This is a genomic window from Bordetella saccharivorans (assembly GCF_045862855.1).
GTDB classification, from domain to species: domain Bacteria; phylum Pseudomonadota; class Gammaproteobacteria; order Burkholderiales; family Burkholderiaceae_B; genus Bordetella_A; species Bordetella_A petrii_F.
The window spans coordinates 3,702,271-3,724,222 of record NZ_BAAFZO010000001.1; the positions used below are offsets into that span (position 1 = coordinate 3,702,271).

Below are 21,952 nucleotides of genomic sequence, written 5' to 3' on the forward strand. Positions count from 1 at the left end.
CCTAATTCTGAGGTTTCCCTATGGCCTACGGCGTTACGCCGGACGGGTTCGTGCGCCCGCGCCTGCCCGAAATCCGGCAGGAGATCGTTGCCGACTTCACGGCGCGCCTGCGTGCGGCCGGCTACACCGGCGATGTGCAGACGCGACCTGACAGCATTCTCGGGCTGCTCATCGACACCTTCGCCGAGCGCGAGACGGCCTTGTGGGAGCAGGCCGAAGGCGTGTATTACGCCATGTATCCGGGTTCGGCTATCGGCGTTTCCCTGGACCGGGCGGTGTCCTTCACCGGCGTCAGGCGCTTGGGCGACGAGAAGTCGCGCGGCTATGTGGTGCTGTATGGCCAGCAGGGCACCACGGTGCCGGCCGGCTCCCAAATCAGCAACCAGCTGACGCAGACCATCTGGGCCACCGCGGCGGATGCCGTGATCAGCGCCGGTGGCGCGGCCGACGTGTCGATCGTGCCGACGGTGGCGCCCGGCGCCACGTATACGGTGACCCTGGACGGCACGCCCTACAGTTACACATCGGACATCACGCCCACCGTGGCCGAGATTCTGGCCGGGTTGGTGGCGGCGCTCAGCACCACCGAGTACGACGTCTCGAGCAACGGCGCGGGGGTGCGGATCCAGTCCGACGGCCGGCAGGCCTTCGGCGTGTCGCTGTCTGCGAACCTCACCGTAGACCAACTGGGCACTCCCGTCCTCGCTGAGACGCTGGAGCCGATGGTGGAAGAGGCTGCGCCAGGGACGCTGACGGGCATCATCACGCGAATCAACGGCTGGGACGCCGTGAACAACCTGCAGGCCGCAGCTCCAGGCCGCCTGGCCGAGAACGACGCCGAGCTGCGCGCGCGCTACCCCAGCGGCCTGGCGCGGCTGGGCGCGGCGACGTTGCCCAGCATCTCGCCGAATGTGCGCGACAAAGTGCAGGGCGTGACCGCCATCAAGGTCTACCACAACAACACCGACGAGGTGGACGCTTCCGGTCGGCCGCCACATTCGCTGCACGTGGTGGTAGATGGTGGCCTCGACGACGAGATCGGCGCGGCCATATTCCAGACCGTGGCGGCTGGCATCGACACCCATGGCGCTGTCGTTGTCACGGTGAAGGACTCGGAGGGTGCGAACCACGACATCCGGTTCGACCGGCCGGCGCCCGTCTATGTCTGGGTGAAGGCGCAGCTGACGCTGCTGCCCAGCACCGAGCAGGAGTTTCCAACTGACGGATACGCGCAGGTGGCGGCATCGATCCTTGCGACTGGCCAGGCGCACCAGATCAGCCAGGACGTGCTGCAGCAGCGCTTCTACTGCGGCATCTACCAGACGCCCGGCATCGCCGTCGTGACGCTGGCGTTCGCGCACTCCACGGATCCTGGCTTCATGCCGGGCCCGGGTGACTACAGCTCCGACAACATCGCCATTCAGGAATACGAGGTCGCCAAGTTCGACGCCAGCCGTATCGAGGTGACCTGATGGACCTGAACCAAGACCACGGCCTGATCGCCTGGAACCACTGGCTGACGCAGTTCGAAGGCAAGCCGCGATTGCAGGCCTTGGTCCGGGCGCTTCTCCAGCCGGCCGACGGCTTGCAGGGCGCCCTACGCGATCTGTACGAAAAGCGCTGGCTGGACACCGCCGAGGGTAAGCAGCTCGACGGCATCGGCGAGATCGTCGGGCTATCGCGCGTCGTCGAGAAAGCGGTCTACGTCCAGTTCTTCGGCTTCAACGGGCAGCCCAATATCGGGGGCTTCGGCGAGGCGCGCATGCGCCATCGGTTCGAGCAGTCGGTGGCGGGTTCGTTGACCCTGCTCGACCACGAGTACAGGAAGCTCCTGTACTGGAAGATCGCGCTGAACAATGGCCACGGCACGACGCCGGAGATCATCGCGGCCATCAAGCCAATCTTCGACGTGTCGCGCGTGATCGTCGAGAACGCCGGCAACGCCAAGATCACGGTCTGGATGAACCGGCTTCCCAAGCCGGGCGAGGCGTTGCTCAACGACCCGGAGCGCTGGATTCCCGTCGCCGCAGGCGTGGGCATCAAGCGGGTGACGGTGTCAGGCGAGAAGCCATTCGGCTTCAAGAACCAGGGCTTTTTCGGGTTCGGTGTCGGTGTGTTCGCCCACAACATCAAGAGCGGGCCGGGCGGCGGCTGCTTCGCCGTCAGCAACGGCTACGCGCCCACGTATTTCGCAGGCGAGTACACGGCGACTACGACCTGTTACCCGACCAGCTAAACCAATTCGGAAGAGTGACATATGAGCGATGAGCTGAAGCTCAGGACGGTGCTCGGCCGTCCGCTGCAGGATAGCGAGGTTGATGGCAACTTTGTCTTGCTGCAGGAGGGAGTCTCAAGCCTCCAAGATCAGGTAGGGCCAATCCAGCAAGCAACAGCCGCGACGGTAATTTTTGATCACCAGGATTATGCATGGGTGCTCGCGCAGCGCGCGTCGCCCACCAGCAGCCAATACACGGTTCTCGCCGGTCTGCGCAAGGCTGATGGTGCGTTCTACGCGCCGCTGATCGATGGGCCGGGTGTGGTGCGTGTCGTGCCAGATATTCCGGGCTGGGCTCGCGTAATCTATTCGGACACGGATCCGCCGCGCGCCTTGCACGGGGTCACGACTGCTGGCCAGATCTACGAAACCATCAATGGCGAATTCGTCAAGATCTACGATCCCGCCGAGCAGGGGGATGGCAGCGGAGGCGCGGCCGGCGCCGTGCCGCGTCAAGCGCTGCAGGAAATGATCGCCCGCTGCATGAACCCATTCCAAGACATGATTGGTGTGGCAATCGGCGATAGCATCACCTGGGGCAGCGGTTCGACTGATCCCGGGCCTACCTCACCGCGCGATCACCGCCTGACCGATGTTCGCTCGAACCTGACTTGCCGATCCTGGGTAAACATCCTCCGCGAGTACCTGGGTCGCATGTACCTCAACATCGCGCCGGATGCGATGCCTACGGAAGAGACGGCACCCGGCGCAACTGCGGGTGGCTCGGGCTCGTTCTCGGCACCCGTGTTCGGCATGTTCTGGGCATCCGCTCATGTAGCTGTGGCCGATGGGGGGGGTATGCCGACTGCACAAGCCGGGGTGCCGACAGCGACGCCTGCGCGGGCCGACATCGCGCTTGCGCTTCCTGTCGGTTTCTCGGTCGAGGTGCTCGTGAACTCTGGCACCTTTGATCTGGTTTATGGGTCGGTTTCGGAGGCCTCCGCGCAGTTCGAGATCTACGCCGACGGCGTGCTGATCGACACCGTTTCGGCCTATGCTGCTACGCCTGCCTGGGGTCAAACTCGCAGCGTAACATTGCCCAACGCTCGGCCCACGCTGGTCAGGATCGTAAACACTTCCGCATCGACGACGATTGGCCTGGAGGGGATTGCCCGCACCAAGATCATTCGTCTGATCAACCAGGGCATTTCAGGCACGAATGCGGCGGCTTGGATACCCAATCCCAACACCAACGGCCGCATCCTGCTGACGGAGGCCTTGCCCACCAATGTGACGGATGTCTTGATTGCCTTGGGGACCAATGACCGCACGCTGTTGACTGCCGACCCGATGCCCACCTATGGGGCAACGCGATATCGGCAGTACATGGACCAGATCATTCTCTGGATTCAAGAACGACACCCTGGTGTATGGATTCAGCTCATCGGCGGCTACGCCACTCTCGATGACGCCGGCCGTGTGTTCGGTCAGCGCGACCTGGCCAGAGAGATGGAAGGCCTTGCGCAACGACATCAGCGCGTTTCGTTCCTGAACTTGTATCCGGTCATGCAGCGCCGGGTTCTCGAAGACCCGGCCGGCGGCACCACGATCCTCCCGGACAACCTGCACCCGAGCGACCAGGGCTACGCCATCATCGCCAACGAAGCCATCATTCCTTACGCGGAACGTACTTTCTCAAAGTGAGCAAACTATGTCCACAATCGCTACTCGTCTGACTGGTGTGACGCCTGCCCCCAACGCGCCGATCATCGTGCTGCCCTCGGACAACGAACTCGCTATCCTCAATTCGCCGTACACGGTCGAATGGTGGCGCGCAGACTACAACTTCGACAACAATGGCTGGACCGGTCGGAAGGGCGGGCTGCGCCTCACCACCAATGCGCCCGGCGCCCTGTCGAAGGTGCCAGGGGACCTCGGGCTGACCTGCATCAACCGCACCACCGCTCAAGGTGGCGGCAACGTTTACACGACACTGGTTTCGCCTGCGGGTTCGACCACCTGGCCGACGACTGGTGGCTACACCTTCGCATGGGTGGCCAAGTTCAATGCGGCGGCATCGACCATCGGCGGCGCTATCGTGGCGAATACGGTGCAAGCCGGCGCATACGTGGGATATGGGAACAATGCCGCGCCGAGCCGCTTTGTTGCGCGTCATAACTCACTTGTCACGCAAACCGATAGTGTGATCACCCCGGATGTGGCGAAGGCGGTAGTCTGGTCCTACAGCTACGTCGACCGTGTCGGGGTCGTCATGGACAGTGCGGGCGAGGTGCTGCACACCACCTCTCTGCAATTGGCTGCCAATGTTCCGACGGATGGCCGCATCAGCTTGTTTGGAAACCGCGACGAAACTGGGTCTTTTATCTCGGCGGGCGGCTTCAATGGTGACCTGTACGACCTCATCATCTTCAATAAAGCGGTTCATAAGAGCGAGAGTGCTCGCGACATGCTGCTCGCGTACATCCTTGAACGCTACGGTGACGCAGTGTAGGGTAAACACATAAGGGCGACTATGAACGTAGATTTCTTCACCAGCTTCACCTACTCCTGGGCGCAGGCCGGCATCGTCGACGTGCTCGACGACTCGCAATATAAGCTCGGCTGGTCCTTCATCGGTGCCACGCCGCCCACGGTCGAGCAGTTCAACGCAGTGCATCAGCTCGCCGACAAGAAGCTCGCCTGGCTGTACCAGAATGTGAAGGCGGTCACCGACAATGCCGGCGTCACGCTGGGGCCGACCGTCTATACCGGGCTGCTGACGGCCATCCAGCGCGCCGCGGCGCACGGCCGGCGCGCCTTCACCGAGAACGGCACCTTCGTGGTGCCAGCCACCATCACGAAAATCCGGGTTTCGGGGTGCGGCGGCGGTGGTGGCGGTGGGGGCGGCGGCGGATCCACGACCAGCACGACTGGCGTAGCCGGCGGCGGTGGTGGTGCCGGCATGTTCGCCATCGACCAGGAAATCACCGTCACCCCGGGCCAGACGCTAACCATTCAGATCGGCGGCGCCGGCCTGGGCGGCACGGCGGGCACCACGGCGGTTCGCGCCGGCGACGGCACCAATGGCGGCGCGTCGTCGGTGGTGGGGTTCGTCACGCTGACCGGCGGCAGTGGCGGGAAGGGCGGCGCGTCCTCGGCTTCGGCCGGCCTATCTGAAGGGGGCGCCGGATTCCCGGCCGGCGGCCGCGCGGCTCCGCACAGCGCCTCGCCTCTGATCTACAGCTTGGGTGGCATGGGTGCGGGCGGCCCGTTCGGTGGTGCGGGCGCCGCAGGCGCATCAAGCGCCGGCGATCCGTCGGCCGGAAACAACGCCTATGGGCACGGCGTGGGCGGCGGTGGTGGTGGCGCCCAGGTCACCGCGAACGGCAACGGGACGGCCGGCGGCAACGGCGCGCCGGGCCTGATCATTCTGGAGTGGTGACATGCGATACGCCTATTTCGACCCAACCTCGTCCGCAGTGATCGGCTGGATCGACACCGAGCGCTTCCATTACGACACGCTGCCCGATGCGGCGACGCTGGCCGAGGTGCCGGCTGACCTCGACGGGCCTGGCGACGGCCTCTGGGAAGTGGTCGACGGCCAGCTTCAGGAGCGCGCCGAAGCGCCGGCCTGACGGCCGAACGGGCTGGGCGGCAAGATGTCCGCCCAGGCCCGACCGCGGAACTCGACCAGGCGGTAGCTGAGCGCGGCAACCGCCAGGGTCAGGGTCACATAGGGCACCGAGTAGGCCAGATTCTCGGCAAGGGCGGGGCGGAACGGGTCGAGCAGCGCACCGTGCCACACGTAGACGCTGTAGCACATCATGCCCAGGGCCTCGACTGGCCAGGCGATGGCAATCGGCCGGCGTACCAGCCCAAGCAGCGCCAGCGTCACCACGACCAGTCCCGCGTCCAGTGGCAAGTTGAGGGCCGCCACCGCCATGTATGGCAGCTCGCCGCGGTACCACATGCCCCACAGCACCAACGATAGGGCACAGGCAGCTACGCCGGCGGCGGCAGCGCCCAGCGTCGGCCGCCAGCCCCGCGCGTACAGGTGGGCCGCGGCCATGCCATACACGAACTCGTCGAGCCGGCCTACGACCGAGTCGGCGACGTAGTGCAGGACCAGGCGGGCGCCGTGGTCAGCCAGAAGGGCACGGCCCCACCACCGCGTGGCGAACGCGATGAGTAGCGCCGCGGTCAACACGCGCCAGATGCCGTAACGGCGCGCCGCCAGCAAGACGGCTGGGAACAGCACCGAAAACCAAATCTCGACGCCGATCGACCACAGCACCCAGTTGCCGGGCGGCATGAACGTCGAGGCGTGGAACGGGAAGAGCACGAACGCATAGTCGGCGGCCGCCCGCCAGAAATCGGTCGAGCCGAAGGTCAGATCGGAAGTGGACAGCGCGACGATGGCGGCCAGGTAGTAGAGCGGCAGCAGCCGGCGTGCTCGATGCGCGTAGAACTGGCGCACGTCAACCCAGCGGGCCATGTCGCGGTCGCCGCGCGCATACGGCAGGTACAGGACCAGGCCGGACAGGAAGAAAAACAGATTCACACCGAGCCAGCCGCTGGACGCGATGAGCGTGAGCGGCGCGGGCAATTCAATGCCGGTCAGCCCATAGCGGAACTCGGCAAAGAAGAGGTGGTGGAAGACCACGCCGATGATGGCGAGGCCCCTGAGCAGGTCCAGTAGCTCGATGCGTTTCATGGTCGTTTGTCGGCCGGCGCGGCTTAGCGGCTGGCCGGCCGATTGTATTCGAGATGTTACCGGCGGGGCCATGCGGCGCCGTCAGGTCAAAAAGCCGGAATAGGAGCGGCGTGAATTGGAAATCGACCCCAACACCCTGAGCGCAGACGCCAAGGCGCTGCTGGTGGCCATCCAGACCATGCAGGCCCAGCAGCAGCGTCGAGACGCCGCCCAGCAGGAACAGCACCAGCGCGACAACGAAGCGCTGCAGCGGGAAATCATGGCGCTGTCGGCGGCCGTGAAGACGGGGTTCCCCGACGGCGACCTGGACGGCCATCGCCGCTATCACGAGCTGCTCATCGAAGAGGCGCTGGAGCGCAAGCGCATGCGCAGCGCCGTTTTCATTCACGTCGCCAAGGCCAGCACGTGGGCGGTCATCGTCGGGCTGCTCGCGCTGCTGTGGGCGGGATTCAAAGAGAGGATATTGAAGTGATCAACGAACTGACGCGATTGCTGCGTGGTGACGAAGGCGAGGTTCTGCACGCCTACCAGGACCATCTGGGCTACTGGACCATCGGCGTGGGCCGGCTCATCGACAAGAGGAAGGGCGGCGGCATCAGCCGCACGGAATCCGCGCTGCTGCTGAGCAACGATATCGCCGAGAAGGAGGCCGAGCTCGACCGGCGATTGCCGTGGTGGCGCGAGCTGCCCGACGCCCGGCGCGCAGTGATCCTGGCAATGGCATTCCAGATGGGCGTCGACGGGCTGCTGAGCTTCAAGAACACGCTGACCATGGTCCGGGCCGGCAACTTCGAGGGCGCCGCGCGCGGGATGTTGTTGAGCCTCTGGGCGCGCCAGACGCCCGAACGCGCGCACCGCATGGCCGAGCAGATGCGGACCAACACCTGGCAATTCAAGGAGGGCACATGAAGCTGAAACCCGTAGACGACTGGCGCCGCGGGTGGCGTTGGATTTCCGTGCACTGCATGGCCGTTGCCGTGGCCGCGCAAGGTACCTGGGCGGCCATGCCCGACGACCTGAAGGCGGGGATCCCGCCGGGCTGGGTGACGGGCGTGTCGATCGCTGTGTTGGTGCTGGGCGCAGTCGGTCGGTTCATCAAGCAGGGGAGCTCCGATGCTGACGACTCTACTGAGTAGCTTTGGTGGCTACATCGTCGCCGCAGTGGTGGCGCTGGTAGCCGTGGCCGGCGCCTACTTGCGCGGCCGCTCCAGTGGTAAAGCGGCTGAGCGCACAGAGCGCGACGCCAAGATCAACGAACAGGCCGCTCAGGCGCGCCAGGAAGCGCAGGAGGTACGGAATGAAACGGCTGCTATGGCTGACGATGCTATCGCTGTTGAGCTGGCAGATAAGTGGGTGCGCAAGCCAGCCAGCAAGCGTGGGAATTGAATATTGCGACCACGCGCGGCCGATATGGTTTGACAGCGACGTAGATGTGATGGCCACACCAGCGCCAGTGCGCCGGCAGATTCGGGACGGCAACCAGACTTGGGAACGGCTCTGTGCAAGATCAACGGGCGAATTCCGGCGCCAGAACTGATCTAGATCCGTTGTAAAAATAGCAGGTCTATTGACCGTCTAGAAAATTGAACCTACGATTCCTTCTATAAAGACGGCGACCGAATGGTCGCCGCCTTTGCAAGCTGTTAGATCAGCTTGCGGCTACCGTATTATGATGCGGTGACCGATTTTCAATCACCTACCCTCCTTTTCTGCACTACGCAGCAGAGTTTGGGCCTCTCAGACCGTGGTTGAAATTTGAAGGGCCGACGCTTCCTAGGGCGCCGGCCCTTCGCCTTTCCTCTATTGTGTTTCTCATTGAGGGAGGGGGCAAGATTTTATGGTAATGGAATCATGCACATCATCTGGGTATGTTGCTTTCGCCACACACCATAGATGGTGCTCCCTTAGGGAGCGAGGGTAGGGGTAGCTCAAGCGTGCTCTGCCACTCGCGCATCCTCGACGCGTAGTTCCAGGCTTCTGCCCATCGTTGCCAGCGCCTCGGCGATGGTGTCGATCTTCGTGGCGTGGCCGAGGTTGACGATGCGGTTGACGTCCTGCTTGCGGGTATGCAGCCGGCGCGCCAGCTCGCTGGGCGTGACGCCCTGGGCGATCATTTCGTTGAGCAGCAGCACCTTGGCCGACACGCTGGCCGGCAGGTTCACCAGCACTTCATCGGCCTGAGGGGCTGACGGCGCCGGCACCTGGCGGCGGTCTTCGAAATAGAAGTCCATGGCGGTCAGCAGGGCGTCGGCCGCCATAGCTTCGGCCTCTTCGCGGGTATCGGCGCCAGTCAGCGCCTCGGGGATGTCGCGGAACGACACCATGAAGCCGGAGGTGTCCGGCTCGATCTTCGCGGGATAGCGCAACATAGCAATGCTCCAATTCGGGGTACGGTAGCGCGAGCGGGAAGCCCCTGTCGGGGCCTCCTTTCCTACTTCAATCCCAACTGCTTCAGGATCGCTTGCCTCAGTCCTTCGCCAATCTCTTGGCCTGGGTGCCGGGGCAGGGTGGTTTGCTTGCCGTTCAGGTAGACCTTCGTGTGGTTGGAACCCTCTTTGAAAGTCGCCCCTTGGGCAGCGAGCCACCTCTTGAACTCGCTCTGTTTCACCGCACCTCCTTTGTTCGTTGACGATGGATGTATAGTAAACAAAAATGTTTACTTCGTCAAGTTTTTTCGGCTGGCGCGCAGCAAAATCAGCCGGCCCTGACTGACGCTTCCCCTGGCGCCTGTGCCCGCCGGCACGCCTCATCGAATACCGCCAACACGGCCGCCTCGGTCGGTCGCTCCAGCACGTCGACGCAGGCCGCCAGCGCGCCCGACATCATGCCGGCCGCCGCGAGCACTGCCTGGCGCTCGTGCACGAGCAGCCCATAGTCGGGCGCGCGCCGCGCCCACAGGTCGAGTTCTGTTCCATCCATGCTGACAGTGTGGCCATCGCCCGACGGCACGTCTATTCGTAGTTCCCGAGGGTTATGACTGCGCCCACACGATGTACCAGCCCTGGTAATAGCGCCTGAACTCGATCTCTTCGAAGCCGCGCACTATTAAGGCCCGATCGCTCGAAAAGCCCAGCAGCCCAACATCCATCAGGTCTGGGATCGGCGACGTCATGCGCTCGCCGTGTTGCTTGCGCATCACCCTGAAGCATTGGACATAGCGGCGCATGTTGTCCCGGTAGATGGAGTACGCCATCACTGGACCTGACGCTGGGGCCTCCCTCAAGCTTGTAGATGGAGGGGCGCGTTCGTGAGTTTGTTAGACCGGTGCAAGCTGGCATAGCTGGGAATCTGTATGAATATACAGTGCTTCAGGGCTGGAAGTGTGAGCCATGTCCTACGGAGCGTTTTGGAGGCGCAACCAGGTGACAGACGCCTTTGGGTCGTCGCGAAGGTCGAGATGCGAAACGTAGCTATCTGTCATAGAATCTTTCCACTTGCCGTGGAAGAGAACAATGGATGATCTGAAAAGAACGCACGCAATCGTCGCTCTGCTGCGACAGACGACCAACAAGGACGTTGTGGCTGATTTTCTTAAAGCAAAAGATTTGGCCTCTAGTGGTACGTGGGATGACTTATTGACTAAGCGAATCGTCCCCGCCGTTGCCGACAATAAAGTTTCCAACGATGAGTTGATCGCGTTGCTTCGGTCCGCAGAGGAGCATGGCAAGCAACATGTGTTCTTGTATCAGACCCCAAAGGCTACGGCGCAAGACCGTATGGCCCGAGCCCGCATAACGGCGGAGTTGAAGCGCCGCAAGATCGAGGCCATCTTGGTGCAGCCAATGGTTCTCGATCAGCCAGACACGCCAACAATTGTTGACGTACGATGGGAAAGTGCGCATATCGACTTATCGGTCACCGTGAAGGAAGTCGAGCGTCGCGAATCGCAGCGATTTGCCCGGCAGGAGCACAGTGCCGACGGGAAGCGTCTCATCAAAACTTATGATGTTGTCCGTGAACGCGCAGTGAATGTCGTGCGGCTTCATCACGATGGGCTGCTTGAGATGCGGATTTCTGCTCGAAGTACCGGCTCGACCAAATACGATCAGGACGTTAAGATGTTCTGGAATCGGCTGCGCGGCATCGTGGATCTTGGTGACTATAAACCTTTACCGCTGGCGAAGTTTAAAGCAAAGTTACTCGACCCGGCTGCACTTGCAGGGGTGATTCGCTCCAGCGGGTCCACTTTGCGGAATGCAGATGGTACCGTGATGAACATGTCGTCGCGGGGCGCGGATGCAGACCTATATGGTGATGGTGGCGCAGCCGATGGCATTAGCGCTTTTGCCGCGCGCGGGGGGTTCTGTGACGGATCGAATTTCTTCTTCACCAAGAATGCTCACCTATCTAAAGATGTACATATATTGGTCTCTGGGGCGGTAAATGAATTTGCTGTCACAGCAGATTGCAGCGAGGAGGATTACCGCTATGTCCTCAGTCAAGTTAGACGCCTTAATACGTGAGTTTCCCGAAGAGGCTCAGGCATTGGAACGCCTCGTGCATTTTTTGGATCAGTATCAGGAGCAGGAGGGTAGGAGAGAATTTCCACTCGAACGGCTTTTTGAGATCGCGGAACCATCCTCTGAGCGAGTTCTGCTAAAGATTTTGCAACGTGTGTGTAAGCAGGGAGCACTTACGCGTCTTGTCAGGATTGAAAATGCGAACGGGCAGGGTCTCGCCACGTTCCCCACTGTAGATGATGTGCCCGATCAAATTTATGATTTTACGCTGGGTCGAACAATAGAAGTTGACCACGACCTGCTTCGCATTATTTATCAAACGCGCTCAAACATCCACGCAGCTTAGATGTCGCTCACCCCGCGAGAGTTTGCTCAATCCGTCGCTCATCTGCCTCAGAAGGAGCGGGTCGCCGCTCAACGGAAATATCGGCTCACCTTGCCGACCGCAGATGAGCGAGAGAACGCAGAGCTCTATTTTTTGCGCTTCCCTTATGGGGAGGACGATTCGCCACCCGTAGTCATCGTTTTTTTACACGGCATTCGGACTTGGGGAGAATGGCAAGATCGCCTCACACAGGCGTTACAAGCTGAGTATCAGGTAACGGCCCATCCAATTAAATACGGTCGAGTAGACATTCTGCGATTTCTCGTCCCATTTCTTCGGCGATCGGCAGTTAAAGAGGTCACTGAAAAAATCTCTTGTCTTGAAAGGCTTTATCCGGGGGCCAGAATTGCTATTTGCGCCCATAGCTTTGGCAGCTATTTAGTGGGTAGGATTCTGATGCGAAACCCGGCCCTAAACGTGACACGGCTTTTGCTATGCGGTTCAATCCTTCCGAGGGCGTATGGCTGGCAGAACGCCTTTCCAAATGGCAATGGAAAGAATATTGTGAATGATGTGGGTACTCGCGATATATGGCCGATAGTCGCGTATTCTTTGGTTTACGGATGCGGCGAGTCTGGTCGCTTCGGATTCGGGCACCCTTACGTCGTCGACAGATTCCATGACCTTGGTCATTGCGATTTTTTTTCGACTGAACATGTAACGAAATACTGGGTACCATTTCTAATTGAGGGGCAAGTGGTAACGTCTCCTCATACGGAAGAACGGAAGCCACCTGGCTTTTTCGCTGGTCTGTGTCTTGCTGTGCCATTGAAGATATGGGTGCCAATCGCTATGGTGGCAGCGTTGCTCTATTCCCGTTTTCCAATAGCTTGAATGGCCGATCAGTAGACGCCGAATCATGGCCATCATCGGCCGATCACCAGTTATCGCTTAGCTACCACCTCATTACGTAAGTCTTATTTGGACGGGCACTTGATGAGCTCGCCGGAATACTTTGGCGATGCAGTCTACGTAGTCGGCAAGAGATGCCGCGTAGCCTAAGTACTTCTTCGATAAGGGCCCAGTTAAATGGCCCGATATTGGTTGCACGTAGGCGGATTCTGGCCTATGGGTTGTCTAAAATCCTAGCTTGCCCCTAGAAAAATCAATGGCTTAGAGCAGCAAGTACTTCATCCTCAATTAGACGCCACGATTCTAAAAGTACATTGAAATCAATGCGATAGGCCGGTTTTCCGATGCATTGACCGAGTACATCATCGTGGTGGCATTGATCGCGGTTGCCGCCATTGCGGTCTATCAACTGTTCGGCCAGGTCGTTCGCTCCCAGACTGCCGCCATGGCGCGCGAGCTGGCCGGCGAGGACGGCACCACCGAAGCGCGCGCCGCGCAGGCAGCGGCCGGCAAGGCGTCGGCGCAGACCAAGGCGCGCACGCTCAAGTCGTTCACGGGCAACGCAAAATGATGGCTGGGCGTACGCCTGCAGCGTCGGGGCAGGGCGGCCAGGCGCTGCCTGTCGCCCTGATGCTGGCTGCATTGGCCGGTCTGGCCCTGGTTGCGCTGTACAACGTCGGCCAGACCGCCTCCGCCCGCGTCCGCCTCACCCATGCCGCCGACGCGGCGGTATACAGCGGCGCGCTGGAGCAGGCCCGCATGCTGAACCTGCTGGCGTATATCAATCGGGCCCAGGTGGCACACCAGATCGCCATGGCGCACATTGTCACGCTGGCATCCTGGGCGCAGTTCGGCCAGGCACAGTCGGCGCGGCGCACGCAGGGCAACCCTCCGGCGTCGCTGATTTCCATGCTGTTCGGCTCGGCGGCCGGTACAGCCTATGCGCGATCCAGCAGCACGGGCGATGTCGTGCCAGGGTTGGCGCGTGCCTTCCAGCAGCATGACCACGTCGTGCACCAGGTGCTGCAGCGCGCCGCCGAGGCGGCGCGGGACAGCCTGCCCGAGGCGCGGTTGCAGAGCATGCTGCGCGTACTGCGCGCCAATTATCCGGAGCACTATGCGGACCATGCCGGTGGCCACGGAGCCGCGCAGGCCGGCCCGGTGCGCCTGGCGCTGCTGCACGACAACAGCGCCGGCTATGTCGCGCAACAACGTGGCAATGGGGCCACGGGGCTGCGCGGCATGATAGAGCTGTCCGCCGGACGCCATGATTTCCTGCGTCCCCGTGACCTGACCCGCCACAGCTCCTGGATCGTGCAACGCACCTGTCCGACACGCCGGCATGAACTGCGGCGTCGCGGCGGTACCTGGCTCGACGACGAGGGCCGCTGGGGTTCGATCGATACGCTGTCATACCATGCGTTGCGCTCGAACAAGTGGATTGGTTGCTACTACCGCGAATACGCCATGGGATGGGGGCAGGCGGGCGCCTCGACCGTGAAATCCGGCGACTACGTCGACAAGCCGCCGCAGGATTTCTCGCAACAAGACTTCTGGCGTTGGGTACACGAGAACACCTTCTGGAATCTGTTCGCAGGACGCAGCAACCCGCTGGCCAATTCGTATGCCGTGGCGGGTGCGGCCCGCTGGGCCGGCAAAGGGCTGCCGTTCTACCACGACGTCAACCCGGATGCCGCGCATCAGCCGTTGCGTTTTGCCATCCAGGTGCGGCAGTCGGCCGGCTCCCTGCCCACCACCGATGCGGCGAGCAAGGTGGCGGCACCTATCGGGCGCTTTGCCGCCTCCACCGGCCTGGCCGGCGACGAGGCAGTCACCGTGGTGAGCGCCGCGGAAACCTATTTTGCACGGCCCGAGCCGAGGGCCGATGGGCGCAGCGAGTATGCCAACCTGTTCCGCCCGTATTGGCAGGCCCGCCTCAGCGCGCCTGTCGAACCCGGGGCCGGCGAGGTGGCGCCATGAACCTGCCGCGCCGATATCATGCCCAGCATGGTCAGGCCGCGCTGGAGGCCTTCCTGGCAGTGGCCTTGTTGGCGGCCTGCCTGCACGGCCTGGCGACGATCGGCGCCTTGCAGCATCGCGTGCTGCAGGCGGCTCATCTTGGCCGGCATGCCGCTTTCGCGGCGGCGCGGGGACAGCTGCGCCAGGCAACGATACCGCCCGACGCGACGGTGTCGGTCGCGCGCAGCGCCAATGACGGCCTCGGATGGGGGCCGGACGACCCGCAAGCCGCCGTGTTGTCGCAGGATTGGCTGCGCGTCGATCGCCGTTTGCTGCGGGCACAAGCCACTGTGGGCCCAGGCAGGGCGGTAGCCTTTGCACAGCGCAACGGCCCGGCCGCGCGATTGGCGATCCGACGCTACACCTCGCTGGCGGTGGGCGCGGGACACGCGGCCGGCGATTTGGCGACACAACAGCGTCTGGCCATGTCGGAAGCCGGGTGGTCGGGTGCCGCCCGGGGTACCGTCGCGGCGGCGCAGAGCCTGCACGGGCGTATGCGGGCAGTGGACGCTCCATGGGGGCGGGGGAAGTGGTCGCTCGACTGGTTGTCCGCCTGGGCCGATCTGGTGCCGGCATATCCGCGTGGTACGGAGCACTGACGCCATGCGCGCGCCACATCATGGCCTTGCTGTTGCCGGCCGCCGGCCGGGTTCCCGCGCCGGTTTGTTGCGATTCCGCCTGGCGCACCTGGGCGGCGGCTGCATGGCCGTGGCGGGGTTGCTGGTGCCGCCGGCGCTGTCCGCCGGCATGCTGCCCCGTCCCGACGAGTTGGCGCTGCCGCCCGGCAGCGAGCAAACGTCCCTGGGCGAAGGGCTGCGCTTATACGGCATGCCCGCCGATATACGGTTGCTCGACATACCCCTGCCCGTTGCCGATGCCGTTCCGCTGCTGACGGCGCGCCATCCTTCACTGTCCGACCTGGGGGTCTATCCGGGACGGGCCGTGTTGTCGGGACGCGTTGGCGCGGACCTCTGGGTCATCATGCTGGAGCCCGCAGGGCCACGGCGCTCGCGGGGCAGCATTTCGGTGCTGGGAGGCAAGCCCGATACGTCGCGCGCCAGCCTCGGCCGCCGGCTCGGGATGCCGGCCGGTGCGCGGCTGCGCCTTGATTTCGCTGCCCGGGAGCAAGGCGGGCAAGTCACGCACCAGGTATGGACGCTGGCGCTGCCCTTGTCCGCCGCGCGTCGCGCCGTCGACGATGGCTTGCGGCGCGCCGGCTGGCGCCGCGACGCCGCCAGGCCGGAGCCGCAACACTGGGTGCGCGGCGCCGCGCGGCTGGTCGTCAGCATCGTCGAGGCGGACGGCGGCAGCGGAATCCTGGTGCAGCACCACGAGGCCAGCGAGCCATGAAGATCACCATTGCTTCATTGAGGTCGCACGCGCGTTCGTTGGGCGTGTACGCCTTCGCCCTGGGCGCCGGCCTGCTGGCCGCCTGGGCGGCCCGCGAGCATATTCAGGCCCGTGTGCGGGAAATCGAGCGCGAGGCGGAAGTCGTGATGGCCGAACGGCTGGTGGCGGCCGAAGACCTGCCTGCCGGCACGCGCCTGCAGGCAGCCCACCTGGCGGTGCGGGACATCCCGTTGCCGTGGGTCACCAGCGGCATGCTGGAGCCCGACGCGGCCGATCACGCCATTGGCGCGGTGCTGGCAAATGATGTCGGCCAGGGAGATCCGCTGCTCGATATGCACCTGGTGCGGGAAGCAGCCGCGCCACCGGTGTCGGAGCTGCTGGCGGCCGGCCGGCGCGCGGTCACGTTGCCGGCCGATGAGATCAATGCTGCCTCGGGAATACTGCGGGCTGGAGATGTCATCGATCTGTACGTATCGTTCGCGCATCGCGGCCAGCAGCTCACGGCGCCGCTATTGCAGGGCGTGCGGGTCCTTGCCGCGGGCGGCGGGCCGGACGCCGCGCCGTCGATCACGCTCGACACCACGCCCCAGGACGCAATCAAGCTCATCGCCGCGCGCCAGGCGGGAGCCCTGACGGCCATGCTGCGCCACCGGGGCGATGCGGCCGTGCCCGGGCCTTCCACTTCCGGCGACCTGGCGGCCCTGATGGGGCTCGAGGCCCCCGGCGCCTCGCCCCGGCGCGCCGTCCAGATCCTTTATGGCGATCGCGTGGATGCCGAGGCGCCACGCGACCCGGATGGCGCGGCGGCCGATCTTCCCGCCCGGGGGGCGCCATGAGGGTGCCGCTCATGATCGCGATGTTGTGCGCCATGGCCATGCTGGCGTGGCCAGGCGCAGCGGCCGAGCCATTGCCGCTGACGCTCGAGGTCGGCCAGACCCACGTGGTGCGCCACGCGGGAGTCACCCGCGTGGCGGTGGGCAATGGCCAGGTGCTCAGCGCGGTGTCCGTCGATGGCCGCGAGGTCGTGCTGTTCGCCCGCCAGGAGGGCATGTCGTCGGTGCATGTCTGGACGCCCCGGGGTGTCGGCGCGGCGTATCAGGTGCAGGTCCGGCCGGCAGGCTGGTCGCACATGCAGGAAGAAGTGCGGGCGTTGCTGCGGCACATTCCCGCGGTGCGCAGCAGCCTGGTGGGCGACAGCATCGTGCTCGAGGGCGAAGACCTGGCCGATGACGACCGCGCCCGCGTCGCGGCGTTGGCGCAGCGCTATCCGCGCATTCTCGATTTCACTGGCCAGGTCGGCTGGGACCGCATGGTGCTGCTGGACGTGCAGGTCGTCGAACTGCCCAGTTCGCGCTTGCGCGAATTCGGCGTGCAGTGGGACGGCGTCACGCAGGGGGGGCTGCAGGCGGGAGTGGTATGGCAGCCTGGCTCGAGCGCGCGGCCGGGCGAAGCCGTCGAGGCTCCGCCGCTGACGGTCGCCGGGTTGGGCGCCTTCGGATACTTCGGCGCGAACGCGCTGCTGTCGTCGCGCATCGCCGCGCTGGCGCAGCAGGGCGAGGCCGTCATGCTGGCGCAACCCCAGTTGCTGGCGCGCAGCGGCACCACCGCGTCGTTCCTGGCCGGCGGCGAGGTGCCCTATACCTCCACCGACGCGCAGGGCAACCCCAATACCGAGTTCAAGCCGTACGGTGTCTCGCTCAACATCACGCCGCGCATCGACCGCAACGGCACCATACGTTCGCGCATCGACGTCGAGGCCAGTTCGATCGACACTTCGCTCAGCGCAGAAGGCGGCCCGGCCTTGCGGACGCGCCGTGCTTCCACCGAGTTCAATGTCCGCTCGGGGCAGACGCTGATCCTGGGCGGTTTCCTGTCGCGTGAACGCTCCAGCGAGCGCAGCGGCCTGCCATTTTTGCAGGACATCCCGCTGGTGGGCGTGCTGTTCTCGGGTCGGCGCGAGCAGCGCAAGCAGACCGAGCTGGCCATTTTCGTGACGCCGCGCATCGTGTCCCAGGATCACCCTGAACTGGCTGCGCGGGTCGCGCGTGGCCACCAGGTACTGGACCAGGCCTTTCCCGACCCACCGCCACTGGGCACCGCCGCGCCGGGGCCGGGCGAGCCCGACTGGAGCTCTCATATGGGCCCCGGCTCCCAGTGGCAGGCCACGGGCGGTCCCGCGTTTTCCCAAGGAGGCAATTGATCATGCTTGACATACACATGACGTTCGAGGACGGGCAGCAGCGTACGGTACGCGGGCAATTGCCATTGGTGATCGGCCGCGCGCCGCAGTGCGGCCTGCGCATCGCCAACTGGCGGGTCGCCAAGCGCCACGCCCGGATCGATTGCCAGGACCAGGCCCTGGAGCTGGAAGACCTGGGGTCGCTCGGCGGCACTTTCGTCAACGGGGTGCGCATTACCGTGCACCGGCCGGTACTGCCGGGCGACGACGTGTTGATCGGCCCCTGCCGCTTGCGCGTGCGAAGGGTGGCTGACGAGCCCCGGGACGCCGGGGGCGATGAGCATCCGGCCGGGCCGGTTATCCAGGATGCGGGGCCTGCCCACGCTCCCGCTCCGGCTGCCAGGACCGCGTTGGCGCTGTTGCCGCATCGCCGCCGCCTGCATGCGGCACTGCTGCAGGCCCTGGACCTGCGGCGCCGCGATGTGGCGGGCATGAGCGACGGCCTGTTGCGCAGCGAGGCGCAGCGGCTGCTCGGCGCCATCGTGGCCGCGGACCCGGAGATTCCCGCCCATGCGGATCGCGCCGCCCTGTGCCGCGACGTGCTGGACGAGGCGGTCGGGCTGGGGCCGCTGGAGCCGCTGCTGGCCGATGCCGGCATCAGCGAGATCATGGTCAACCGCTATGACGAAATCTACATCGAGCGCCAGGGACGCCTGTCGCGCCACGATGCGGCATTCAGCAGCGAGGATTCGGTGCGCTGGGTGATCGAGCGTATCGTGGCACCGGTCGGCCGGCGCATCGATGAAAGCGCCCCCATGGTCGACGCGCGCTTGCCGGACGGCTCTCGTGTCAACGCGGTGATCCCCCCGGTTGCCCTGAAAGGCGCCAGCCTGACAATACGCAAGTTCCCGGCGCGGCGCCCGCAGATGGCCGATCTCATCGGGTCCGGTTCGATCGACCGGCCGATGGCCGAGTTTCTTTACCTGTGCGTGCGCGCGCGCAAGAATATCATGGTGTCCGGCGGCACGGGGTCGGGCAAGACCACGCTGCTGAACATCCTGTCCAATGGCATTCCGGAAGGCGAACGCATCGTCACCATCGAGGACGCGGCCGAGCTGCGGCTGGACCATGAACATTTGATTGCACTCGAGGCGCGGCCGGCCAACCTGGAGGGGCGTGGCCGCATCGATATCCGCGAACTGGTGCGCAACGCCCTGCGCATGCGCCCTGATCGCATCGTGGTGGGCGAATGTCGCGGCGCCGAGGCGTTCGACATGCTGACGGCCATGAACACGGGCCACGAGGGCTCGCTGACCACGCTGCATGCCAACTCGCCGCGCGACGCGCTGGGCCGGCTGGAAGCCATGGTGCTGATGGCCGGGATGGATCTGCCCCTGGCCGTCGTACGCGAGCACATCGGCGCCAGCATCGACATCATCGTGCAGCAGGCCAGGCTGTCGGACGGACGCCGGGTGGCTACCTCCATTGTCGAAATCACCGGCCTGGAAAGCGGGCGCATCCAGCTGCAGGAACTGTTCCGTTTCCAGCAGGGGCGGGGGTTCATCGGCTGCGGCCTGTTGCCCAGCTTTGCCGACGACTGGCGGGCCGCCGGCATCGCGCTGGATGCCGGCATGTTCTGCGGCAACGCAGACTCCGGCTTCACGGCGAACGGACAGGCATGATCTGGCTGGCAGTCGCCATGACGATGGCGTCCGCGGGCGTGCTGGTCTGGCGCGCGCAGGCCTGGTTCGGGCCGGCGTTGCGGCGCTACCGCCAGCTCTACACCCAGGATGCCGGCGTGCGGCTCGGCGAGATCTTCCTGTTTATCGACCCCGCGCAGCTATGGCTGGCGGCCATGGTGCTGGCGGTGCTGGCCGGTCTTTTTGGCTTCGCCTTCAGCGGCAGCACGCTGCTGGCATGCGGCGCCGCGCTATTGGCGGCGCGGCTGCCGCGCTACTTGGTCGACCGCCTGCGGCGCCGCCGGCTGGCCCGCTTCGACCAGCAATTGCCGGGCGCCTTGCTGGCGCTGGCCTCGGCCTTGCGGGCCGGCGTCAGCGTGGCCACGGCATTGCGGCACATCGTCGATCACAGCGAGGCCCCGCTGGCGCAGGAATTCGGGTTGATGCTGCGCGAACAGCGCCTGGGGGTTTCCTTCGATGCCGCGCTGGCCAACCTGAACGGTCGCGTGCCGTCCGAGGCCAGCGCCCTGGTGGCCGCCGCGCTGCGCGTGGCCACCCATACCGGCGGCAACCTGGCCGAGACGCTGGACGGCATTGCGCGGACGCTGCGCGAACGCCTGCAACTGCAAGGCAAGGTGCGTGCCCTGACCGCGCAGGGACGCCTGCAGGCGTGGATCATGGGCGGCTTGCCCCTGCTGCTGATGTGGGTGCTGGATCGCATGGAACCGGACGCCATGGCGGTGCTGTGGCACACCCCGGCAGGCTGGGCCGTGCTGGCCTTGATGGCGGGGCTGGAGACGGTCGGCGTGGCGTTGATCCGGCGCATCGTGGACATTGACATCTGATGCTCTCGATGCTGGCAATCTGCCTGGCTGGCGCGGGCACGACGGTAGCGGCCTGGCTGCTTGCCCGGCCATTGGTCAATGCGCCGGCTGCGCCCGACACGCACGAGCGCATGCCGTGGGCGTGGCGCGTGGCGTGGCCATGGCTGTCCGTCGTGGCCACGGCATGCGGGCCCTGGTTGCCATGGCGGTTGCGCGCCCGCCTGGCGCGCGCGGTGGCGCAGGCGGGGTTGCCTGCCGAGGTCACGGCCGCCCACGCCGCCGCCCTGGTCGGCTGCGCGGCCCTGTCGGGCATGGCGGCCGGCATCGCCGTGGCGTGGTGGGCCAATGCGCCGGCCGCCGCGCCCTTGCTGGCGTCCGCCGGCGCCATGCTGGGCGGCGGCTGGCCAGCCGTCTGGGCGCATAGCCGGGCGCGGCGTCGCCGCCGGCGCATCGGACGGGAGCTGCCGTTCGTGCTCGATATGATGACGCTGTGCGTCGAGTCGGGGCTGGGCCTGCACGGCGCCCTGCAACAGGCCGAGCAACATGGACCGCCGGGACCGTTGCGCCAGGAACTGGGCCGCGCCTTGGCCGACATGCGGGCCGGCATGCCGCGCGCGGCCGCGCTCAAGGCGCTTGCCGAGCGCGCCGACGAGCCGGCCGTACGCAGTTGGGTGGCAGCCCTGAGCCAGGCGGACGGCCTGGGCATGAGCATGGGGGCGTTGCTGCGGGGGCAGGCGGCACAGTGCCGGACCGATCGCTTCCAGCGCGCCGAGAAGCTGGCCATGGAAGCGCCCGTCAAGATGCTGCTGCCCTTGATCGGTTGCATTTTCCCTTGCACCTTCATCGTCCTGGCCTTTCCCATCGCGGTGCAGTTATGGCAGGCGGCACAGTGACGCCGCGCGCGCGCCGTCCGCCGGCCGGGGGCCGTCTCCGGCTGGTGCGCGCGCAAGGCGCGCTCGGACGGCTGCGCGGCCTGCTGTGCCGCGGGCGCCCGCCGGGACCGCGCAGCGGATTGTGGCTGGCGCCGTGTCGTGCCATCCACACCCTGGGCATGCGCTATCCCATCGATGCGGCGTTTCTCGACGCCGACGGCCGGCTGCTGCGCCTGGCGCGCAACCTGCCGCCCGGCCGCGTGGCGGTATGCCTGCGCGCGGCATCGGTGGTGGAACTGGCGGTCAATCGCGTGGATACGCCGCTGCGCTATCGCCGTCGCCTGCGCGTCGCCGTGCGCCGCGCGCCAGCGCCCGGCAACCGCAAGCCGTGCGGCTGACGCCG

At 65.1% G+C, this 21,952-nt stretch carries 28 protein-coding genes; 23 read left to right on the top strand and 5 right to left on the bottom strand.

The window, feature by feature from the left end:
- Positions 1 to 20: 20 nt before the first annotated feature.
- The 6 genes from ACKTT0_RS17750 to ACKTT0_RS17775 are packed head-to-tail and all read left to right on the top strand — an operon-like array spanning position 21 to position 5,850.
- Positions 21 to 1,472: a baseplate J/gp47 family protein gene (locus tag ACKTT0_RS17750; RefSeq protein WP_407851111.1), complete on the top strand. Its 1,452-nt coding sequence runs from the start codon at positions 21 to 23 to the stop codon at positions 1,470 to 1,472.
- A complete protein-coding gene (locus tag ACKTT0_RS17755) occupies positions 1,472 to 2,236 on the top strand; it encodes a baseplate wedge 1 family protein (protein WP_407851112.1) in 765 nt (254 codons plus the stop codon). Before ACKTT0_RS17750 ends, ACKTT0_RS17755 begins: the two co-directional genes overlap by 1 nt.
- Positions 2,237 to 2,257: 21 nt before the next feature.
- On the top strand, positions 2,258 to 3,919 hold the full coding sequence (locus ACKTT0_RS17760) for an SGNH/GDSL hydrolase family protein (protein WP_407851113.1): 1,662 nt from the start codon (positions 2,258 to 2,260) through the stop codon (positions 3,917 to 3,919).
- Positions 3,920 to 3,926: 7 nt separating this feature from the next.
- Entirely contained in the window at positions 3,927 to 4,727 is an 801-nt protein-coding gene (locus tag ACKTT0_RS17765; protein WP_407851114.1) for a hypothetical protein, read from the top strand.
- A 21-nt stretch (positions 4,728 to 4,748) separates the two neighbouring features.
- Positions 4,749 to 5,657, top strand: coding sequence for a glycine-rich domain-containing protein (locus ACKTT0_RS17770; RefSeq protein WP_407851115.1), 909 nt, complete (start codon positions 4,749 to 4,751; stop codon positions 5,655 to 5,657).
- A gap of 1 nt (position 5,658) precedes the next feature.
- Positions 5,659 to 5,850, top strand: a complete 192-nt coding sequence (locus tag ACKTT0_RS17775; protein ID WP_407851116.1) for a hypothetical protein — start codon at positions 5,659 to 5,661, stop codon at positions 5,848 to 5,850.
- Here ACKTT0_RS17775 and ACKTT0_RS17780 read toward each other — a convergent pair.
- The gene (locus tag ACKTT0_RS17780) at positions 5,823 to 6,929 is read right to left on the bottom strand and encodes an acyltransferase family protein (protein ID WP_407851117.1); all 1,107 of its coding nucleotides are present in this window, start codon (positions 6,927 to 6,929) and stop codon (positions 5,823 to 5,825) included. The genes ACKTT0_RS17775 and ACKTT0_RS17780 overlap by 28 nt on opposite strands.
- A 115-nt stretch (positions 6,930 to 7,044) precedes the next feature.
- Between ACKTT0_RS17780 and ACKTT0_RS17785 the strand changes: the two genes are divergently transcribed.
- Genes ACKTT0_RS17785 through ACKTT0_RS17800 form a run of 4 tightly spaced genes read left to right on the top strand, consistent with a single transcriptional unit; the run spans position 7,045 to position 8,315 of the window.
- Positions 7,045 to 7,401 carry a hypothetical protein gene (locus tag ACKTT0_RS17785; protein WP_028353424.1) on the top strand — a complete coding sequence of 119 codons (357 nt, stop codon included), beginning with the start codon at positions 7,045 to 7,047 and terminating at the stop codon, positions 7,399 to 7,401.
- The gene (locus ACKTT0_RS17790) at positions 7,398 to 7,838 is read left to right on the top strand and encodes a glycoside hydrolase family protein (RefSeq protein WP_407851118.1); all 441 of its coding nucleotides are present in this window, start codon (positions 7,398 to 7,400) and stop codon (positions 7,836 to 7,838) included. The genes ACKTT0_RS17785 and ACKTT0_RS17790 overlap by 4 nt, the downstream gene beginning before the upstream one ends.
- Positions 7,835 to 8,065, top strand: a complete 231-nt coding sequence (locus ACKTT0_RS17795) for a DUF7940 domain-containing protein (protein ID WP_407851119.1) — start codon at positions 7,835 to 7,837, stop codon at positions 8,063 to 8,065. The genes ACKTT0_RS17790 and ACKTT0_RS17795 overlap by 4 nt, the downstream gene beginning before the upstream one ends.
- A complete protein-coding gene (locus ACKTT0_RS17800) occupies positions 8,043 to 8,315 on the top strand; it encodes a hypothetical protein (protein ID WP_407851120.1) in 273 nt (90 codons plus the stop codon). Before ACKTT0_RS17795 ends, ACKTT0_RS17800 begins: the two co-directional genes overlap by 23 nt.
- A 542-nt stretch (positions 8,316 to 8,857) precedes the next feature.
- Here the strand turns inward: ACKTT0_RS17800 and ACKTT0_RS17805 are convergent.
- From ACKTT0_RS17805 to ACKTT0_RS17820, 4 genes are all read right to left on the bottom strand, one after another.
- Positions 8,858 to 9,298, bottom strand: coding sequence for a type II toxin-antitoxin system HicB family antitoxin (locus ACKTT0_RS17805; RefSeq protein ID WP_407851121.1), 441 nt, complete (start codon positions 9,296 to 9,298; stop codon positions 8,858 to 8,860).
- Positions 9,299 to 9,360: 62 nt separating this feature from the next.
- Positions 9,361 to 9,537 (bottom strand): type II toxin-antitoxin system HicA family toxin, encoded by a 177-nt coding sequence (locus ACKTT0_RS17810; RefSeq protein ID WP_028353419.1) that lies wholly within the window; start codon positions 9,535 to 9,537, stop codon positions 9,361 to 9,363.
- Between the two features lie 86 nt (positions 9,538 to 9,623).
- Entirely contained in the window at positions 9,624 to 9,848 is a 225-nt protein-coding gene (locus ACKTT0_RS17815; protein ID WP_407851122.1) for a hypothetical protein, read from the bottom strand.
- Positions 9,849 to 9,900: 52 nt separating this feature from the next.
- Positions 9,901 to 10,122, bottom strand: coding sequence for a hypothetical protein (locus ACKTT0_RS17820; protein WP_407851123.1), 222 nt, complete (start codon positions 10,120 to 10,122; stop codon positions 9,901 to 9,903).
- A 259-nt stretch (positions 10,123 to 10,381) separates the two neighbouring features.
- Between ACKTT0_RS17820 and ACKTT0_RS17825 the strand changes: the two genes are divergently transcribed.
- The 13 genes from ACKTT0_RS17825 to ACKTT0_RS17885 all read left to right on the top strand — a co-directional run bounded on the left by ACKTT0_RS17825 (position 10,382) and on the right by ACKTT0_RS17885 (position 21,947).
- Complete coding sequence (locus ACKTT0_RS17825; protein WP_407851124.1) at positions 10,382 to 11,392, top strand: hypothetical protein; 1,011 nt, start codon at positions 10,382 to 10,384, stop codon at positions 11,390 to 11,392.
- A complete protein-coding gene (locus ACKTT0_RS17830; RefSeq protein ID WP_407851125.1) occupies positions 11,358 to 11,735 on the top strand; it encodes a hypothetical protein in 378 nt (125 codons plus the stop codon). Before ACKTT0_RS17825 ends, ACKTT0_RS17830 begins: the two co-directional genes overlap by 35 nt.
- Positions 11,736 to 12,608: an alpha/beta fold hydrolase gene (locus ACKTT0_RS17835; protein ID WP_407851126.1), complete on the top strand. Its 873-nt coding sequence runs from the start codon at positions 11,736 to 11,738 to the stop codon at positions 12,606 to 12,608. It abuts the gene before it with no gap.
- 337 nt (positions 12,609 to 12,945) lie between these two features.
- A complete protein-coding gene (locus ACKTT0_RS17840; RefSeq protein ID WP_407852453.1) occupies positions 12,946 to 13,197 on the top strand; it encodes a hypothetical protein in 252 nt (83 codons plus the stop codon).
- The gene (locus ACKTT0_RS17845; RefSeq protein ID WP_407852454.1) at positions 13,197 to 14,606 is read left to right on the top strand and encodes a pilus assembly protein TadG-related protein; all 1,410 of its coding nucleotides are present in this window, start codon (positions 13,197 to 13,199) and stop codon (positions 14,604 to 14,606) included. Before ACKTT0_RS17840 ends, ACKTT0_RS17845 begins: the two co-directional genes overlap by 1 nt.
- Positions 14,603 to 15,244 carry a hypothetical protein gene (locus tag ACKTT0_RS17850; protein ID WP_407851127.1) on the top strand — a complete coding sequence of 214 codons (642 nt, stop codon included), beginning with the start codon at positions 14,603 to 14,605 and terminating at the stop codon, positions 15,242 to 15,244. The genes ACKTT0_RS17845 and ACKTT0_RS17850 overlap by 4 nt, the downstream gene beginning before the upstream one ends.
- A 64-nt stretch (positions 15,245 to 15,308) precedes the next feature.
- A complete protein-coding gene (locus tag ACKTT0_RS17855; protein ID WP_407851128.1) occupies positions 15,309 to 15,995 on the top strand; it encodes a hypothetical protein in 687 nt (228 codons plus the stop codon).
- Positions 15,992 to 16,831 carry a Flp pilus assembly protein CpaB gene (cpaB, locus tag ACKTT0_RS17860; RefSeq protein ID WP_407851129.1) on the top strand — a complete coding sequence of 280 codons (840 nt, stop codon included), beginning with the start codon at positions 15,992 to 15,994 and terminating at the stop codon, positions 16,829 to 16,831. Before ACKTT0_RS17855 ends, cpaB begins: the two co-directional genes overlap by 4 nt.
- Before the next feature lie 11 nt (positions 16,832 to 16,842).
- Complete coding sequence (locus tag ACKTT0_RS17865) at positions 16,843 to 18,195, top strand: type II and III secretion system protein family protein (RefSeq protein ID WP_407851130.1); 1,353 nt, start codon at positions 16,843 to 16,845, stop codon at positions 18,193 to 18,195.
- Positions 18,196 to 18,197: 2 nt separating this feature from the next.
- Complete coding sequence (locus tag ACKTT0_RS17870; RefSeq protein ID WP_407851131.1) at positions 18,198 to 19,856, top strand: TadA family conjugal transfer-associated ATPase; 1,659 nt, start codon at positions 18,198 to 18,200, stop codon at positions 19,854 to 19,856.
- Complete coding sequence (locus ACKTT0_RS17875) at positions 19,853 to 20,698, top strand: type II secretion system F family protein (RefSeq protein WP_407851132.1); 846 nt, start codon at positions 19,853 to 19,855, stop codon at positions 20,696 to 20,698. Before ACKTT0_RS17870 ends, ACKTT0_RS17875 begins: the two co-directional genes overlap by 4 nt.
- Positions 20,698 to 21,570: a type II secretion system F family protein gene (locus tag ACKTT0_RS17880; RefSeq protein WP_407851133.1), complete on the top strand. Its 873-nt coding sequence runs from the start codon at positions 20,698 to 20,700 to the stop codon at positions 21,568 to 21,570. Before ACKTT0_RS17875 ends, ACKTT0_RS17880 begins: the two co-directional genes overlap by 1 nt.
- Positions 21,552 to 21,947 (top strand): DUF192 domain-containing protein, encoded by a 396-nt coding sequence (locus ACKTT0_RS17885; RefSeq protein ID WP_407851134.1) that lies wholly within the window; start codon positions 21,552 to 21,554, stop codon positions 21,945 to 21,947. The genes ACKTT0_RS17880 and ACKTT0_RS17885 overlap by 19 nt, the downstream gene beginning before the upstream one ends.
- Positions 21,948 to 21,952 lie beyond the last annotated feature (5 nt).

Coding starts and splice junctions, on each gene's coding strand:
- ACKTT0_RS17750 (WP_407851111.1), top strand. CDS start 21: ATGGCCTACGGCGTTACGCCGGACGGGTTCGTGCGCCCGCGCCTGCCC.
- ACKTT0_RS17755 (WP_407851112.1), top strand. CDS start 1,472: ATGGACCTGAACCAAGACCACGGCCTGATCGCCTGGAACCACTGGCTG.
- ACKTT0_RS17760 (WP_407851113.1), top strand. CDS start 2,258: ATGAGCGATGAGCTGAAGCTCAGGACGGTGCTCGGCCGTCCGCTGCAG.
- ACKTT0_RS17765 (WP_407851114.1), top strand. CDS start 3,927: ATGTCCACAATCGCTACTCGTCTGACTGGTGTGACGCCTGCCCCCAAC.
- ACKTT0_RS17770 (WP_407851115.1), top strand. CDS start 4,749: ATGAACGTAGATTTCTTCACCAGCTTCACCTACTCCTGGGCGCAGGCC.
- ACKTT0_RS17775 (WP_407851116.1), top strand. CDS start 5,659: ATGCGATACGCCTATTTCGACCCAACCTCGTCCGCAGTGATCGGCTGG.
- ACKTT0_RS17780 (WP_407851117.1), bottom strand. CDS start 6,929: ATGAAACGCATCGAGCTACTGGACCTGCTCAGGGGCCTCGCCATCATC.
- ACKTT0_RS17795 (WP_407851119.1), top strand. CDS start 7,835: ATGAAGCTGAAACCCGTAGACGACTGGCGCCGCGGGTGGCGTTGGATT.
- ACKTT0_RS17800 (WP_407851120.1), top strand. CDS start 8,043: ATGCTGACGACTCTACTGAGTAGCTTTGGTGGCTACATCGTCGCCGCA.
- ACKTT0_RS17805 (WP_407851121.1), bottom strand. CDS start 9,298: ATGTTGCGCTATCCCGCGAAGATCGAGCCGGACACCTCCGGCTTCATG.
- ACKTT0_RS17815 (WP_407851122.1), bottom strand. CDS start 9,848: ATGGATGGAACAGAACTCGACCTGTGGGCGCGGCGCGCGCCCGACTAT.
- ACKTT0_RS17820 (WP_407851123.1), bottom strand. CDS start 10,122: ATGGCGTACTCCATCTACCGGGACAACATGCGCCGCTATGTCCAATGC.
- ACKTT0_RS17825 (WP_407851124.1), top strand. CDS start 10,382: ATGGATGATCTGAAAAGAACGCACGCAATCGTCGCTCTGCTGCGACAG.
- ACKTT0_RS17830 (WP_407851125.1), top strand. CDS start 11,358: ATGTCCTCAGTCAAGTTAGACGCCTTAATACGTGAGTTTCCCGAAGAG.
- ACKTT0_RS17835 (WP_407851126.1), top strand. CDS start 11,736: ATGTCGCTCACCCCGCGAGAGTTTGCTCAATCCGTCGCTCATCTGCCT.
- ACKTT0_RS17845 (WP_407852454.1), top strand. CDS start 13,197: ATGGCTGGGCGTACGCCTGCAGCGTCGGGGCAGGGCGGCCAGGCGCTG.
- ACKTT0_RS17850 (WP_407851127.1), top strand. CDS start 14,603: ATGAACCTGCCGCGCCGATATCATGCCCAGCATGGTCAGGCCGCGCTG.
- cpaB (WP_407851129.1), top strand. CDS start 15,992: ATGAAGATCACCATTGCTTCATTGAGGTCGCACGCGCGTTCGTTGGGC.
- ACKTT0_RS17865 (WP_407851130.1), top strand. CDS start 16,843: ATGATCGCGATGTTGTGCGCCATGGCCATGCTGGCGTGGCCAGGCGCA.
- ACKTT0_RS17870 (WP_407851131.1), top strand. CDS start 18,198: ATGCTTGACATACACATGACGTTCGAGGACGGGCAGCAGCGTACGGTA.
- ACKTT0_RS17875 (WP_407851132.1), top strand. CDS start 19,853: ATGATCTGGCTGGCAGTCGCCATGACGATGGCGTCCGCGGGCGTGCTG.
- ACKTT0_RS17880 (WP_407851133.1), top strand. CDS start 20,698: ATGCTCTCGATGCTGGCAATCTGCCTGGCTGGCGCGGGCACGACGGTA.
- ACKTT0_RS17885 (WP_407851134.1), top strand. CDS start 21,552: ATGGCAGGCGGCACAGTGACGCCGCGCGCGCGCCGTCCGCCGGCCGGG.